Here is a 15739-nt window from a genome sequence, read left to right on the forward strand (position 1 = left end):
GTGATTCGTGGCCTTTACCAAAAAAACCAAACCTGATTTATGGAGCAAATTCTTTATAGATCTGAAGTTTACCAGATTGTTGGCGCATGTATGGAAGTCTACAATAATCTTGGTTATGGTGTTCTGGAAGTAGTGTATAAAGATGCAATGGAGGTTGAGTTTCTTCAACGGAGCATGAACTATGTTAGGGAAGAGAAACATGCAATCGAGTATAAAGGAGTAACCCTGCAACATAAGTTCTTTGCAGACTATACGTTGTTTAGCAATATAATAGTGGAAGTAAAAGTAAATAAGGATGGTATTACCGATGATGCTGTTGCTCAAACATTAAACTACCTCAAAGCTTCCGGACTAAGATTAGGTTTGATCATTAACTTTGGCAAATCAGCACTTGATTATAAGCGGCTGATTTTTTAATTTTCTATCTATGCAATCTGTGGAGCGCAACGAAATATTTGATCTGGCTTTCCGTTTTGTAACCGAAACACAGGAAAGTATTTTTCTTACGGGCAAAGCCGGAACAGGTAAGACAACTTTTCTGAAATATCTTAAAGAACATTGTTCCAAAAATATTATTGTAGCTGCACCAACTGGTGTTGCTGCCATCAATGCAGGCGGTGTAACATTACACAGCCTGTTTCAATTACCCTTTCATCCTTTTCTTCCAACAAACTCAGCAAAGAGTGAATTACTTTCCAAGATCAGGTATAACAAGCAACGTCTACACCTCTTGCGTAAAATGGAATTACTGGTGATTGATGAAATCAGTATGGTTCGTTGTGATGTGATGGATGCCATTGATACGATTTTGCGAAGTGTTCGTTATCAGCATCATGTTCCATTTGGCGGAGTACAGTTGCTTTTTATCGGCGATCTGTTTCAGCTTCCTCCCGTTGCACAAAATCAGGAATGGAGTATTCTGCAGGAATACTATTCGTCCTCTTTCTTTTTTGACAGTCAGGTAATCAAAGAGCAAATGCCCTTGCTGATTGAGTTGAATAAAATCTACCGGCAGAAGGAACAAAGCTTTGTTGAACTGTTGAACAAAGTACGAAACAACCAGATTGAACGGGAAGATTTCGATCAGCTGAATCAACGTTATATCCCCGGTTTTCAACCATTGGCTGAAGAAAAATATATTACACTTACCTCACACAACAACCAGGCAGAACTGATCAATCGTCAGCAATTACAAAAACTTACTTCATCTGCATTTACCTACAAAGCAGATATTGAAGGAGAGTTTTCGGAGAACACTTATCCTGCTGATGCGGAGTTAATATTGAAAGAAGGCGCACAGGTTATGTTTTTGAAAAACGATACAGTTGCAAAGAGATACTTTAACGGAAAGATTGGTATTGTGAAATCACTGGATGATGCAGAGATTATTGTTACAAGTGATGGTGAAGACATTCATGTGCTGAAAGAAATTTGGGAGAACTCCCGATATACATTGAACAGAAGTGATGGCAAACTTGAACAGGAAGTGATGGGAACTTTTGAACAGTACCCATTGCGTTTGGCATGGGCCATCACCATTCATAAAAGCCAGGGGTTGACTTTTGATAAGGTTATGATTGACGCAGGAGCTTCTTTCAGCAGTGGTCAGGTATATGTTGCGTTGAGCCGTTGCACCAGTATTGATGGAATTGTGCTGCTGTCGAAAATTAATCCTTCTGTAATTTTTAATAACCAGCATGTACTCAACGGACAAAATTCATTAACAACAAAGGGTTCTTTAGCTGAACGGTTTGCACAGGCCAGAAAATTATTTACACAGCTTTTACTGGAAGATCTGTTTTCATTCGGGCAAACGGAAATTGCCATTAAACAATTGCAGCAAAACATTATCAAGCATAAACATGAGTTGAATGAAGAAGCTGAAGCTTGGGTAGAAGAATTGTTGCAGCAATTTGATGCAGAGAAAACCGTTGCTCAAAAATTTATCATCCGTATTCATGAATTATTAAAAGAAGAAGGAGTTGTTGAGCAGAACCCGGCTTTACAAAAACGAATACAGGACGCAGCGACTTATTTTCTTCCACGTATTACTGCATTACAGCAAACAGTCAATCAGCATCCGTTGATTACAGAACTTAAAACAGCTGCTGATGAAGTGAATGAACACCTGCAATCGCTCTGTATTGCACTTCATACCTCTGCATATTTATTGCAGTACGGGAAAGAAGTTTTTTCTGTTACGGTTTTTTTGAAACACAAACTTAATCTTGCTATACCCAATTTCCGGGTAACCAGTTATGCAGGTAATAAAAAGCAAACGGTTTCCAATATTAATCATGCAGAACTGTATTTTCAATTGAAAGAATGGAGAGATCGGGTTTGTGAAGAAAATAATCTGCCGATTTATATGCTGGCCAACAGTAACAGCCTGACTGAAATCTGCACGTATCTGCCTCTTGCTAAAAATCATTTAATGATGTTGAGCGGTTTTGGAAAAGCAAAGGTTGAGAAGTATGGTGATGAGATACTTGAAATGGTAGAGAGGTATTGCAGTGAACATCATATCGAAACAAATATTGAAGCAAAGGAAGCAAACCCAAAAAGACAACGGAAAGAACCTTCCACTCCAAAGGCTGAGAAGGTAAGTTCGTTTTCTATTTCATTGCAATATTATAAAGAGGGGAAAACAATTGATGAAATAGCAAAGCTTCGCAATTTTGCCAACAGCACCATTGAAGGGCATTTGGCTGAGGCGGTTAAACATGGTGAAATATCTGTGTTTAAACTGGTCTCAGATAATAAGGTTGAGGTCATTAAAGAAGCCATTGTCAGTAACCCCGAAATGAAATCTGGTGAGTTGAAGGGGTTGCTTGGTGATGAATATACGTTTGCAGAAATCAGGGCAGTAGTCAATCATCTGTCAAGGCTTGATGCTAATCAGGATGTTAAACCTAGCAGTCAGAATGGGAACACAGAAGATGTGTTCTGAAATTTTATAAATGGCTCTTGCAAAATCTTTTTCTAAGAAGTAATTTAACTTTCGGTTTGTTTCCCTGTCATAAAGCAACTGAATATTCACTTCAAAAGTTATTACATGAAAAAGATCTGTTTTGTTTTACTGGCTATGCTTGCATTCACAACCTTCAATTCGTTTACTTCTGTTCAAAAAGACTGGCATTTTATAGGCGATAAATGGGCCGCATTTGGTCCTGATCGTGATGTGCTGCGTGTTGGCGGAAATGATGCCTACCGTCAAATCAAAATCAGGGTAACAGATGGCCCTCTGAGGATTGTAGATGTTGATATTTATTTTGAGAATGGCGAAAAAATGAATGTGCCTTTAAAGAATGTATTCAGGGCCGGGCAGGAAAGCAGGGTTATTGATTTACCGGGCGGTGTTAGAAAATTAGATCGTATTGATTTTTTGTATACTACAATCGGTAAAGCTAAGGGCAAAGCTAGGGTTGCAGTTTGGGGGAAACGATAATACTTATCTTAACTCATCCATAGAGCAGCAGAATTTTCTGCTGCTTTTTTATTTCTTCCCTTCCAGTTTGTTTACATATTCTAAAGATCCCAACCTGAAGCGAAAGGGGATGCCAGTCTTCTTTTCCAGTTTATATTCTCCTACACACATAATTCCCCAATGGCTGAACGGGCTTCCCCAACTAACCTTTACAGTATTGGTTTTTGTTAAAAAAAATGAAGGCTGAGGAGCTAATGTTTGAAAAACTGGCATAACAACAGGGTGAATTCTGGCTTGTTTTGCTGCTGTATCAATAGTTTGGGCATTGATTTTCAAAGAGAATGTTAAGAAAAGGGCCGCCAAAGCACAAAAATTGTTCCAATTTTTAAACATGACCTGATTTTTTAATAATTTAGCCGCTGAAAGAATTACATTGTAAAGATAAACTGTATCCGGAAAATGGCACTCAGTCAGGGACTTCAACAAAAATTACTGCAAAAGCTCTCTCCTCAGCAAATTCAGCTGATGAAACTGCTTCAGGTACCTACGGCTAATCTGGAAGAACGGATTAAAGAGGAACTGGAAGAAAATCCCGCCCTTGAACAATCAGACGAAGACAGCGATGAACAGAATAACGAAGAAATAAAAGATGAGTTTGACAGCAGCGAGGAAGATGAGTATGATTTAGAAGGAAGTGAAGATGAATATGGAAGCATTGACATTAACGAATATGTAAATGACGGGGATGATGAAATTGCGGATTACAGAACAAGAGAGGATAACTATGCTGACCAGGAGGAACGGAAATCATCACCTGTAAGGCTGGAAGCCAGTTTTTATGATCTGCTTCTTCAGCAGTTAGGAATGCTGAAACTGGATGATAAAAAACAGGCAATAGCTGAGCAGATTGTAGGCAGTATTGATGATGATGGTTACCTGCGCAGGGAAAACAGTGCTATTGTGAATGACATGGCTTTCCGCCAGAATGTTGAAACATCTGAAAAAGAGATTGAAGAGTTAATTCTGCTGATTCAGCAATTTGAACCACCCGGTATCTGTGCCCGTGATTTGCAGGAATGCTTACTTATTCAACTGCGGCATAAATTCAAAACAAATCCATCAAAAGATATCCAGGCAGCCATCCTTATCCTGGAAAAATATTTCGATGAGTTTACCAAGAAACATTACGAAAAAATACAACGAAGTCTTTCTCTGGATGATGAACAATTAAAAGCAATCATCCGTCAAATAGTAAAGCTTAACCCCAAACCCGGGGGTAATGTTGGTGAAGTAAATAAGGCAGAGGCTTATGTTGTTCCCGATTTTTTTATTCTCAATAATAACGGCAAACTGGAGCTAACACTCAACTCCCGCAATGCACCTGATCTCCGTATCAGCGAAGGTTACAGGGATATGCTGAAAGAATATGACAGGGGAAGTAAACGGGATAAGCGTCAGAAGGAAGCAGTGATGTTCATCAAGCAAAAAATTGATGCTGCCCGCTGGTTTATTGATGCCATCAAACAACGGCAGAATACGCTTTTACATACGATGAGTTCGATCATGGAACACCAGGAAGAGTTTTTTCTTACTGGTGATGAAACAGAACTCAAGCCGATGATCTTAAAAGATATTGCAGAAAAAACAGGGCTTGATATTTCAACTGTAAGCCGTGTGGCCAACAGCAAGTTTGTACAAACAGAGTTTGGTACTTACCGGTTGAAGTTTTTCTTCAGTGAGTCATTAAGTACCGACAGTGGCGAAGAAGTATCAACAAGAGAAGTAAAGAAAATTCTGTTAGATCTGGCAGAGGCAGAAGATAAGCGCAAACCATTAAGCGATGAGCGCTTAACAGAATTACTTCAGGAAAAAGGGTATAATATTGCACGAAGAACCGTGGCCAAATACAGGGAACAATTGAATATTCCTGTTGCAAGGCTGCGTAAACAGCTATAAGTTATGGATCAAATGATGGTAAATGAGAAAGGCGGTCTGAATACAAATCTGCACCCGAAAGTGTTGAGATTTTTTGCTTCTTTTTTCTCTTACCTGTTTCATCCCCTGTTCATTATTGCATGGGTAACCTTATACCTGCTGTTCAGAAACAGTATTGTGTTTATTGGTGAAACGTCATTTGAAAAAATGGTTGTTTTTCTCCGTGTTTTCAGTACTTCTATTTTTTTACCTATAGCTACTGTATTGCTGCTGAAAGGGCTTGGTTTTATTGATTCTATTCAATTACATACACAAAAAGACCGCATCATACCTTATGTGGCCTGCATTACTTTTTTCTTCTGGAGCTTTTATGTTTCCAAAAGATTAGGTGACCCATCAGAACTTACGGCTTTTTTACTCAGCGTTTTTATTGCATCATCGGCCTCACTGATCATTAACAATTATATGAAAGTGAGTATGCATGCAATGGGTGTTGGAGGATTAACTGCTTTCTTCTCCCTGTTACTTTTTGCCAACAGACTGGATGATGTGTTTTCCCTGTTACTTGTATTTCTTATAGCAGGCATAACCACAACCAGCCGGTTTATTGTAAGTGATCACAAGCCGGCTGAAATTACAGTTGGTTTTATAACTGGGGTTTTGATACAGGTGATTACCTGGTTTATCATTCGATAAGTTAGAAATGAGTTGGTGCCTGACGGATTACTTTTTGATTCCTTCTTTTATCCATGCTTTGAGTGGGCTTTTTACGCCTTTGATATGAAGAATGTAATAATTAGCATCAAATAAAAACCCCGCAGATGCGGGGCTTTTCATCAGGAATTGGTGAAATCAACTGGTTTACAAAAAGTATCAGCTGTTTAATATGGTTGATTTTGCCTGGTACTGTTTATTGGGATGATAGATAAACATGACAGTTCCATTTTTAATGGTATTAATGATGCCCGCAGTTTGTTTGGCGGGAACGGCCGGGCAGCCAAAGCTGCGCCCAAGATATCCGTTCATGCTTGCAAACTTTTCTGTTGCATAATTTGAGCCATGCATTACAATTGCCCTGTCGTAAGCTTTGTCATTGATTCCTTTTTCAAGGCCTTTTAATTTTAATGAATATCCATTGTCGCCAAAATAGGGCTGAAGAGTAAGATAAAAACCTAAACTGCTTTTGTTTGATTCGGGTTTGTTAGAGAAATCAGTGGCATAATCCAAACCGCTGTTGCGGCCATGTGCTACTAACGTTTGATAAAGGATTTTGCCTTCAACCATGTCAATAATATAAAGCCTGTTTTGACAGGATGATTTGGAGAAATCTGCAACGGTTAAAATTTCAGACCTGTTTACCATTCCTTCTTCCAGTAATTTATAATATCCTTTGTAGGCGAGTTCAAATGCCTCTTCTTTTAAGCCTGCCTGTAATAGCTGAAGATTATTGTAAATACTGTCGGCTCTTTCAACAATTACTTCCTCTGCAGTTTTTACAATTGCGGTGGTATTGGTGAAGAAGCTGTTAGAGATTTTCCTGTCTTTAGGACTGCTCCCGGCAATGAGGATGGGAACCTGTAAGAAAATGACAGCTGAAATGGCCAAATAGACCAGATTGGTACGGAATAGTTTCATAGTACGGTTTTTTACGGAATCGAGGATTGATAAAAATAGTAAAACATTCTTATTCTCCAAATACATATACTGCAACGTTTTTAATTTTAAAATAGTATCTCAGGAAGCAGAATCAGTTTTGGAGCTAATGGTGGTTAAAGAACCGGGAGCAAATTTAACCCTATAAGCGTAGGGGAGGTGTTAAAGCGGCCTGTTGAATATGGCCATAATCTGCCTTGAAAGGACAAGAGGGCTTCAATTGACTGGTAATCAGTTACAGGAGTGCAGGGTTTAACATTGGTTGGAGTAAAATAAAAAGGCTCCGGGCAATTTAACCAGAGCTTAAACTCCCCGATTTAAGCATGTTTTGCAATTTTTCATTTAATGCGTTCATCAGCGCAGTGCCCATACTTAACCCATGCTCTATCCACGCTCTATCTATGCTCTATGCCCTAAACGGCATAAAGCGGCTTTTCCGGCATAAATATCCATTGTTGGCATAAACGGCATAAATGGCCGGTTGATTTTCATTCCCTTTTTGTGCAGTGTAATCTTGTTGTGCAATTGCAGGTTTTCAATTCTGTTTTGCTGAAGCTGAGTAAAACAGTGGCCTGAACAGAATGTGCCGCATAAACATTCTGCATTTTTTGAATTAAAATTTTAAGACGATGGCACAACAAAAAGGGATCATTCCATTGAAAGGAACGATCGGTAACATTAATTTCTACAAAAGCCGTGACGGATACTTAGCAAGAGAAAAAACCAGCATTGATGCTGCCCGTATTGCGAATGATCCGGCATTTGCCCGTACCCGTGAAAACGGTGCTGAATTTGGCAGGGCAGGAACGGCAGGTAAAGTTTTGAGAACTGCACTCCGTTCACTTTTACTGAACACATCTGACAGCAGGATGCTTTCCCGTTTGACTGGTGAGATGATGAAAGTGATCAAAGCTGATGCAACGAGTGAAAGAGGACAACGGAATGTGATTGATGGCGAGGCCTCATTACTGGAAGGTTTTGAGTTTAATGCGAACAGTAAACTTGGTACTACCCTGTTTGCCGGGTACACCGTTACTGTGAACAGGGCAACTGGTTTGCTGGTGATCAACTTTCCTTCTTTCATCCCTGCGAATTTGATTGCAGCCCCGAGTGGTGCAACTCATTTCAAAATTGTTTCTGCGGGTGCAGAGATTGATTTTGAAGAACAGGTTTATGTAGTTGAAACAGGAACAAGCGGAGAGTTGCCATGGAATGCAACAGCTACTGCTGTATTAAACCTGCAGCACCAGGTTACAGCGAACAGTAACAAACCACTGTTTCTTGTACTGGGTATTGAGTTTTCACAGGAGGTGAATGGAACGATGTATTCACTGAAGAACGGTGCATTTAATGCACTGGCACTGGTGAAAGTGGATTTGGATTAATGACAAACCTCCATTTGCTGAAAATTAATTAGCAAAGGCAGAGGGGCCACGAATTACACAAATTGACACGAAGTTCAAAACGTGTTAAAGGCAATGAAACCGGGGCTGCATCAATTAAGTATTTGTGAACAATAAAGCCATCTCCTGTAAGGAGCAATATGTGTTCAGAAATGAACATCATTCAAACAGAAGCTTTGAATTGTGAATCAGATTTTGTTGATGCGGTATGAAGGCATGCATTCAACCGGTTTCATTTTTAAAAAGTGAACAAACAGTAAGTGTAACAAATTTCTTTTTACGATTCAATTTTATAAGATGGAAACAATCATCAAACGAATGAAACGGCCAACACCCTTGTTTTTCAAAAAAGTAAGGAATACAGGGTTTGTTATTGCCGGAATTGGACTTTCTATTTTACTGGCACCATTCAGTTTGTCTGCTGCTGTACTTCATATGGGCGGGTATCTTTTCCTTGCCGGTGTATTGACAGCAATCATCAGTCAAACTGCGGTGAAATATGAACGGAAATAATATCCTTTATGCATTCACCTTCTTATTTGAAAACAGGAACTGCCAGCGGAACAATTCTCATTGTACTTGCTAATATACATTCTGCTGATTTGCTGAAGACAGCGGTGTTGGCGGCGGTGGGAGCAATAGTAAGTTTTTTGATTTCGTATTTGCTCAAACGGATTTTTGAGAAGAAGAAACCCGATGCTGAGTAAGCCTGGTAATATGGAAGCCCCGTTTTATAACGGGGCTTTTTTTTTTTGCGCAAGCGCAAAGATTTTTCTCTATCTTTTTGCTTCTCCAATACTTCGACAGTTGCTCAGTAGAAACAAAAAAGGAGCCCGCCATCGGACACCCCACGATGGCGGAAAGTTCCCTGATTTAGCAATTGCACTACTGTAGTGAATTACAGTGGAATGTTTATTGAACATCCTTAGGACATAGAGTTTGAGAATTTGCAGGTGGGTTGATTTTTGTCAGGTTTGAAGAAAGTCTTTAACGAGGTCTTCGTCGATGCCGGTGAAAAAGCAGAATTCATGAATGGTAATGAACTCGTCTTTCGATTTGCCAAGAGCATCACGGATTTTTTGGAGAAGCTTTCTTGCTGTACGGCCACTGCGACCTGTAATGTTTTCAATGTCTTTGGGGTAGAGTACAACTCTTGCGGGTAAACGGTTGGGTATTGTTTTCATAGATAAGGTTTGTGGTGTGGTGAGTATTCCGGGTTAAGAAATAAAGCCAAACATTACTTATCAGCAAGTACTAAAATAAGAGAAGTTGTAAAAGGAAAATTGATAAAGGTCAATTAATACTATTTCCAGAGCAGCCTTCAATACCATTTGTTAGCCACGAACCTGCCTGCCGGCCGGCAGGTGGCACTAATTTTCACGAATGGAATTCTGGTAAACTGGCAGACCGCTGAGGCGGACCGACCGGAAGATTAATACTTTCTGCTACGGATGCGGCTGAGAGTTTCTTCGGAAACACAGAGGTAGGAAGCAATGTATTTTGCAGGTACACGGAGAATGAGTTCCGGGTGATGCTGTAACATATAACTGTAGCGAAGTGTTGCCTGTTTCATGCGGATGAGCTGTGAACGCTGCTCGTTTAAGAGATATGATTTGGTTGTAAGAATATTGGCTATGCGGTTGAACTCTGGGAAGTTATTATAAGCATACTGCAATTCATCATAACAGATGTACCATACTACTGAATCTTCAATTGCCTGGATATATTCATTGCTCTGCTGCTGCAAAAAGAAACTGGCTGCTGAAACCAGTATATCTCCTTCTTTCATGAATTTGAAACTTATCTCCTGTTCACTATCCAGATAGTAGCAACGTAATAAACCCTTTTTAATGAAATAGATGTGACGGCTGATGTTGCCTGATAAAAGCAGGAACTCTTTTTTGAAGACGGGTTTGCTTTTCAGTTTATCGGTGAGATACTGGTTTAACTCAGGGGATAAGGGATAAATGGAGTTTAGTAATGAAAGGAGTTCTTTCATTCAACAAAGTTGAATAATGTAGGGCTGGGTGGAACTTAAATTAACATGGAAATCGGGAATAATTATATGGAAAACAGGAGCATATACGGGCAGGTGTGTTATCCTTGAGAACACAGAAATTGTTACATGTGTAGCTATTTATATGAAAATCAATGGATTAGAAAAATACTTGCAGGTTTGGGAATAAAGATGAAAAAAGAGATTTAAAAAGAACATTTAAATAGTAATAATATTTTATGTATATTTGAAGTACACAACAATTTAATTGTGTTATGATACCTGAATTTATAAATGTAAAAGGAAGCCCCTGGCAATTACTCCCTCCAGGGGTATATGATTCAACTATAGATGAGGTATATGAACGGTATGCGATTAATGCAAGACGAATTTTCTTATTTGAGGGACTTTATAAAGGGGTAGTGAATTTATTCACAGGGGGATGCCCGCAGGTCTTTATAGATGGAAGTTTTGTTACTGCAAAACCAATACCGAACGATTATGAGATATGTTGGGATATGGCATTTGTTGATCCGGACTTAATAGATCCTGTTTTCTTTGATTTTAGCAATCATCGTTTTAATCAAATGCAAAAGTATGCAGGGGAATATTTCCCTGCAGCAATTATTGAAGGAGGTACAGGAAAACCATTTCTGGAATTTTTCCAAACGGATAAATATACAGGACAGCCTAAAGGGATTGTGAGATTAATAAACCATCTAAACAAAGGAGGGTTGATATGATTACTAATGACAGACAATATAAAATAGCTAATACACAGGTTGAGAATTTTCAACATTCATTAGAAATGCTTGCAATTGAGCAAGCATCAGCAAAGAATATACATCCTAAACTTCTTCAAATACAAAGAAATGCAATTGAATCACAATTAAATGACCTGCTTGCAGAAGTTAGAGAATACGAAGATTTAAAAGAAGGCAAAATTGCAATTACAGAAGTTAATAATTTAAGAGACCTGCCAATTGCTTTAATCAAAGCAAGAATCGCAAATGGCTTAACGCAGGCGGAATTAGCTGAGCAGATTGGTGTTAAGATGCAGCAGATACAGAGATATGAAGCTGAACGATACGATACGGCAAGTATAAAAACATTAATTAGAATAGCAGAGCAGCTTAATATTTCAATTAATGCAGATGTACAAATACGAACTGTGGAAGCACCGGATTTTCTTGATGTTAAGAACTACCCATTTAAACAAATGTTTCAACGTAAATGGTTTGGAAATTTTTCCGGTACTTATAATGAGGCTGTAATTGATTCAAAAAATCTGATTGAAAAGTTTTTTGATATGGCTGGTGTCAGCAATTTACAATATAGCTTAACAAAGAAATCAATTCGTACAGGATCAACATTAAATGAATTTGCATTAAATGCATGGTATACTCAGGTATTAGTAAAGGCAAAAGATCAAAAAGTTAGCGGCAGGTTTGATAAAAGTTGATAAACGAGGATTGGTTAAGAAAACTTGCTGAGTTAAGTGCTTCAGAAGAAGGACCACAGAAAGCAGGAGAATTTTTTAAAAGGAAGTGGAATAAGGTTTATCATCGAACCTCAATTAGAGGGCACTTTTCTTGACGGAGCAGCATTATTAATGGAAGATAATTCGCCAATAGTAGCCCTGACACTGCGCTATGACAGACTTGATAATTTTTGGTTTGTGTTATTTCATGAATTAGCACATATTCATTTGCATTTGTCAGAATCACTGAATGCTATTTTCGATGATTTAGATGCAAAAATTGATGGAATTGAAACAGAAGCAGATCTCTTTGCCCTAAACGCAATGATACCGGATATTATCTGGAAGAAGTCTTTGGTTCGCTTCAGTCCATCAGCTCAAACTATAATTAATCAAGCAAAGATGCTTAAGGTTCATCCAGCATTAATTGCAGGACGTATCAGAAAGGAAACAGGAAAGTATTATCAATTTTCTGATTTAATTGGGCAAGGCCTGGTAAGACCATGTTTTATTCAAGAATTAAAAAATTAAAATAGTATATTATGAAAACAAAATTCTATTTGCCCGTTTTGAAATCAAAACAAGGTGAGTTTGATGCCCTATCGAAACTAAAGGATGAAATTAAGAGACATGTTGTGCCTTTATTTGATATAACACCCATGGAATGGGATTTTGCAACTAAAGCCAAGCCAAGGACTATTGAGGTGCATTTGCAAAATTTTTGCAAAAAATATTTAAAAAAATGGCCAAGCAGTAATGCATTTATTGATACTTTTTTGATTCATGATAAGAAAGCAGGAGATATGCCCTGTATTGAATATGTTTTTGAACTGCTAATTGAAAAAGGGGTTAAGCCGGTACCTGTTATGCGAACTAACTCAACAACCGATCATATTAATGGAATTACTGTCATCTCTTTAATGCATGGTTTACCTGCGGTTGGATTAAGAATAACAATTAACGACCTTATTACACCAACGTTAGAAGATAGTATAAGTGATTTATTCAGCAAAACGGGTTTCAAAGCTGAGAGCTGTCATTTAATATTGGATTTGAATGATGCTGATTTTGCCAATATAGAAGATTTTACAGATGGAATTGTTGAATCATTAAAGGATTTTCCTGATTTTAAAAAGTGGAAATCGTTTACTATTTGCGGGGGGTCATTTCCTGCTACCGGGCTAATTAAAGTGGGTGTAAATCAAATTCCCCGAAGCGAGTGGAAATTTTACAATATGCTGGTTGAAAAGCTGATGGTGGCTAATAGTTACAGAGCAATAAATTATGGAGATTACAGTATTGTAGCACCAGGTTATTTTGAATATGATCCAACTAAAATGTCAAGAAGTGCTAATATTCGTTATTCTCATAATGACTTTTGGTATGTAATAAAAGGGAAAGCGCTAAAAAAATCGGAAGATTACAAACAGTATATAGAACAGGCAAACCAAATTTTAAAATCGAAATACTATTTGGGGAAATCTTTTCTGAAGGAGACTTACATATAAAAAATGTACAAAAGGTCAAACAACTCCAGGCAGCCCTGCAGTTTGGACCTGGGTAGGGCACAACCATCATTTTACAAAAGTTGTATCCGATCTTTACGCCAGTGCTCTCTCTGTTTGAGATAGTGAATAACTATTTTACTAAGTTTCTTTGAAGAACAGGTGCCGGATATTATATCGTAAACTTCATGTTTCGAAGTTGTTGGTTTTATATTATGATGTAAAAGTTTATTGGCAACTTCTAAAGCTTCTGCCTTCCAAAGTAATTGTGAAAGAGAAAATGATTTTATCTGTCGGTTAATTTTAGCATTTCGAACACAGCTAAAAAAGTATTGAGAATCACTATTTACTTTTATCATATAAATGCCCCACCATTCAGGAATGGTTTCAAGAGCTTTTTCTAAATGATTTTTACTAATAATAATATATGCCTTATCAAAAACTTCATTGTATGCCGTTACCTGGGCAGGAAGCCTTGTCAAGGTGTCATTTTCAGTTTTTATTTCATAGCCAACGAGTTTTCCATTTAAAACAGCGATATCTGCCCTGATCTCGCCATTTTTGAGACCTAATTCATCAACAACAAATGTAGCAGCATCTTCATGGGCTGGTTTTAAAACAGACTTATGAAAGGCTTGTCTAATTACAAAATCACGCATTATAAGAAAGGGAAAAAATTGGTTTTGAAATAGGCAACATTAATTCAAAAATAATCAGAGTAATCTAATTTGATTTAGTTTCTTTATTAACGGTAATTAAGATGTAAAGAGTATATCAAAATTTGATTTTTTATAATTAAAATTTTAACAGTGAGAAATACAATAATACGATTCTTAATAAATTGATCCTTAGAAGATTGTAAAGGCAGGTCAATAAAATACAGTAATTTATAATAAGCACTGGATTATCGGATTTTCAATAGAATTGGGATATTATGGGGAAGTATATACCACATAAGGAAATTATATATCTTGATCAGTTTGCCCTTAGCAGACTTGTTGATTCTGAACCAGGTTCTATTTGGGAGAAATTAAACGACTTATTACAGGAAGGTGTAGAAATGGGGAGGATTGTTGTTCCTTATGCAAACGATCACTTAATTGAATCATCTACTTCTGATATAGGAAAAGCAGTAAAAGAAGATGCTTTTTTGTTTGAGTTAAGTAAGGGTGTAATGCTGGAGATTGAACCAGAAATAGCTGCCCGCCTATTAATATACAAAGTAAGAAATCAACGATTTGGTTTAGGAGCATTCACTACCAGTGCAACACACAACGGGTTTAATAGTAAAGAAGAGATTGCCCGTTATGCCGGATTAAGGCAACAGTTTGACAAAATGGTAGATGAGGGTACGGGGATGTTAAATATGCTTAGGGATGCAACAAGAGTAAGTAAAGGGCAAGGTAAAAAAGGCGAAAAGACCTCACTTGAGATTATCGTTGCTATGTATGAAAAGCATCTGAGAACAAGATTGAAAATAATCAGCAGGTATGGTTTCTATGATAAAGAGGGTATAAAATTCAGCTTTATTCAAATTCCCTTTTGGGCTGATACAATCATGGATCTGCTGATTGAAAAATACAGAATTACAAAAGATGAGGCAAGAAAAGCTGAAAATTTACTTGGCAAGGAAGGACTCATAAATACTATGCCAACACATTATGTAAGAGCAGTATTAGAGACGATGATGATGATAAAACATCAGAAAGAAAAGGTTAATGACCACATTGATATTATACGGCTGAGTACTGCAATCCCATTTTGCGATATTGTTTTAACAGATAAAATAAGACAATACGATGCAAAGAATTTTAAATTGCATAGTTATTTTAAAACAGAGATTTATTCCGGTACTGCAGAACAATTAAACATGTTTGCAAACAGATTAAGTGAGATAATACACACAAGCGGGCATTAAAAAATCCTATTAGGAAATTCCTGTATGAACTGGTTTAACTCAGTAAAAGTTCCCTTACTTTCTTTTTGATGGCTAAAATTACTAAAGCTTGCATTCGGTAAAGACTCTTTTAGCTCCTGCTCAATACTACTGTCATTCTTTGTGACATAAATTATCTCAATTTTTTTTGAGCCAATATTTTTTGCTAATAAGCTCTTGAACTTTTCTTCTGAACCTTTCCATCCAATAATGATTATTTTTTCTACCGTTTTCATAAAATGCTGCATTGCAGTAAAATGAAGCTCTGGCATAATAAATGAATCCTTTTTTTTATAAGGAATTAACAGCATAGGGTAATAAAATCCCTGGTTTGTACGAAGGTCTTTATTAATAATAGCCATTCCTTCGTCTAGGTGCTCATTGATTTTTGAAAGGGAAATTCC

General features: G+C 37.5%; 19 protein-coding genes. 12 read left to right on the forward strand and 7 right to left on the reverse strand.

Annotation, left to right across the window (positions count from 1 at the left end; genetic code table 11):
* Positions 1 to 39: 39 nt before the first annotated feature.
* The 3 genes from IPK31_09045 to IPK31_09055 all read left to right on the forward strand — a co-directional run bounded on the left by IPK31_09045 (position 40) and on the right by IPK31_09055 (position 3448).
* On the forward strand, positions 40 to 417 hold the full coding sequence (locus IPK31_09045) for a GxxExxY protein (protein ID MBK8088071.1): 378 nt from the start codon (positions 40 to 42) through the stop codon (positions 415 to 417).
* Between the two features lie 10 nt (positions 418 to 427).
* The gene (locus tag IPK31_09050; GenBank protein ID MBK8088072.1) at positions 428 to 2950 is read left to right on the forward strand and encodes an AAA family ATPase; all 2523 of its coding nucleotides are present in this window, start codon (positions 428 to 430) and stop codon (positions 2948 to 2950) included.
* Positions 2951 to 3055: 105 nt separating this feature from the next.
* On the forward strand, positions 3056 to 3448 hold the full coding sequence (locus tag IPK31_09055) for a hypothetical protein (GenBank protein ID MBK8088073.1): 393 nt from the start codon (positions 3056 to 3058) through the stop codon (positions 3446 to 3448).
* Between the two features lie 48 nt (positions 3449 to 3496).
* Here IPK31_09055 and IPK31_09060 read toward each other — a convergent pair whose 3' ends face one another.
* Entirely contained in the window at positions 3497 to 3700 is a 204-nt protein-coding gene (locus IPK31_09060) for a hypothetical protein (GenBank protein ID MBK8088074.1), read from the reverse strand.
* A 186-nt stretch (positions 3701 to 3886) separates the two neighbouring features.
* Here IPK31_09060 and rpoN point away from each other — a divergent pair, with 186 nt between their 5' ends.
* Together rpoN and IPK31_09070 are read left to right on the forward strand one after the other, a co-directional pair.
* The gene (gene rpoN / locus IPK31_09065) at positions 3887 to 5383 is read left to right on the forward strand and encodes an RNA polymerase factor sigma-54 (protein ID MBK8088075.1); all 1497 of its coding nucleotides are present in this window, start codon (positions 3887 to 3889) and stop codon (positions 5381 to 5383) included.
* Between the two features lie 3 nt (positions 5384 to 5386).
* Complete coding sequence (locus tag IPK31_09070) at positions 5387 to 6058, forward strand: hypothetical protein (protein ID MBK8088076.1); 672 nt, start codon at positions 5387 to 5389, stop codon at positions 6056 to 6058.
* A gap of 177 nt (positions 6059 to 6235) precedes the next feature.
* On the opposite strand, the gene IPK31_09075 is transcribed toward IPK31_09070, so the two are convergent.
* Positions 6236 to 6997 carry a murein L,D-transpeptidase catalytic domain family protein gene (locus IPK31_09075; GenBank protein MBK8088077.1) on the reverse strand — a complete coding sequence of 254 codons (762 nt, stop codon included), beginning with the start codon at positions 6995 to 6997 and terminating at the stop codon, positions 6236 to 6238.
* A gap of 647 nt (positions 6998 to 7644) precedes the next feature.
* Here IPK31_09075 and IPK31_09080 point away from each other — a divergent pair.
* Both IPK31_09080 and IPK31_09085 read left to right on the forward strand, forming a co-directional pair.
* Positions 7645 to 8400 carry a hypothetical protein gene (locus IPK31_09080; GenBank protein ID MBK8088078.1) on the forward strand — a complete coding sequence of 252 codons (756 nt, stop codon included), beginning with the start codon at positions 7645 to 7647 and terminating at the stop codon, positions 8398 to 8400.
* A gap of 315 nt (positions 8401 to 8715) precedes the next feature.
* The gene (locus tag IPK31_09085) at positions 8716 to 8931 is read left to right on the forward strand and encodes a hypothetical protein (GenBank protein MBK8088079.1); all 216 of its coding nucleotides are present in this window, start codon (positions 8716 to 8718) and stop codon (positions 8929 to 8931) included.
* Between the two features lie 22 nt (positions 8932 to 8953).
* Here the strand turns inward: IPK31_09085 and IPK31_09090 are convergent, their stop codons facing one another.
* The 3 genes from IPK31_09090 to IPK31_09100 form a co-directional block, all read right to left on the reverse strand.
* Positions 8954 to 9178, reverse strand: coding sequence for a hypothetical protein (locus tag IPK31_09090; protein ID MBK8088080.1), 225 nt, complete (start codon positions 9176 to 9178; stop codon positions 8954 to 8956).
* Positions 9179 to 9386: 208 nt separating this feature from the next.
* Positions 9387 to 9602, reverse strand: a complete 216-nt coding sequence (locus IPK31_09095) for a hypothetical protein (GenBank protein MBK8088081.1) — start codon at positions 9600 to 9602, stop codon at positions 9387 to 9389.
* A gap of 248 nt (positions 9603 to 9850) precedes the next feature.
* Positions 9851 to 10417, reverse strand: a complete 567-nt coding sequence (locus tag IPK31_09100) for a Crp/Fnr family transcriptional regulator (GenBank protein MBK8088082.1) — start codon at positions 10415 to 10417, stop codon at positions 9851 to 9853.
* 272 nt (positions 10418 to 10689) lie between these two features.
* On the opposite strand from IPK31_09100, the gene IPK31_09105 reads away from it, so the two are divergent.
* The 4 genes from IPK31_09105 to IPK31_09120 are packed head-to-tail and all read left to right on the forward strand — an operon-like array spanning position 10690 to position 13402.
* A complete protein-coding gene (locus IPK31_09105; protein MBK8088083.1) occupies positions 10690 to 11157 on the forward strand; it encodes a hypothetical protein in 468 nt (155 codons plus the stop codon).
* The gene (locus IPK31_09110; GenBank protein ID MBK8088084.1) at positions 11154 to 11876 is read left to right on the forward strand and encodes a helix-turn-helix transcriptional regulator; all 723 of its coding nucleotides are present in this window, start codon (positions 11154 to 11156) and stop codon (positions 11874 to 11876) included. The genes IPK31_09105 and IPK31_09110 overlap by 4 nt, the downstream gene beginning before the upstream one ends.
* A gap of 36 nt (positions 11877 to 11912) precedes the next feature.
* On the forward strand, positions 11913 to 12425 hold the full coding sequence (locus IPK31_09115; GenBank protein ID MBK8088085.1) for an ImmA/IrrE family metallo-endopeptidase: 513 nt from the start codon (positions 11913 to 11915) through the stop codon (positions 12423 to 12425).
* 11 nt (positions 12426 to 12436) lie between these two features.
* Positions 12437 to 13402, forward strand: a complete 966-nt coding sequence (locus IPK31_09120; GenBank protein ID MBK8088086.1) for a beta family protein — start codon at positions 12437 to 12439, stop codon at positions 13400 to 13402.
* A 71-nt stretch (positions 13403 to 13473) separates the two neighbouring features.
* Here the strand turns inward: IPK31_09120 and IPK31_09125 are convergent, their stop codons facing one another.
* Positions 13474 to 14058 carry a sce7726 family protein gene (locus IPK31_09125; protein MBK8088087.1) on the reverse strand — a complete coding sequence of 195 codons (585 nt, stop codon included), beginning with the start codon at positions 14056 to 14058 and terminating at the stop codon, positions 13474 to 13476.
* A 275-nt stretch (positions 14059 to 14333) separates the two neighbouring features.
* Here IPK31_09125 and IPK31_09130 point away from each other — a divergent pair, with 275 nt between their 5' ends.
* Positions 14334 to 15317: a hypothetical protein gene (locus tag IPK31_09130; GenBank protein ID MBK8088088.1), complete on the forward strand. Its 984-nt coding sequence runs from the start codon at positions 14334 to 14336 to the stop codon at positions 15315 to 15317.
* Here the strand turns inward: IPK31_09130 and IPK31_09135 are convergent.
* A complete protein-coding gene (locus tag IPK31_09135) occupies positions 15314 to 15697 on the reverse strand; it encodes a hypothetical protein (GenBank protein MBK8088089.1) in 384 nt (127 codons plus the stop codon). The two genes, IPK31_09130 and IPK31_09135, sit on opposite strands and share 4 nt — an antisense overlap.
* Positions 15698 to 15739 lie beyond the last annotated feature (42 nt).

The organism is Chitinophagaceae bacterium (assembly GCA_016713085.1).
In the GTDB taxonomy this organism is placed as follows: domain Bacteria; phylum Bacteroidota; class Bacteroidia; order Chitinophagales; family Chitinophagaceae; genus Lacibacter.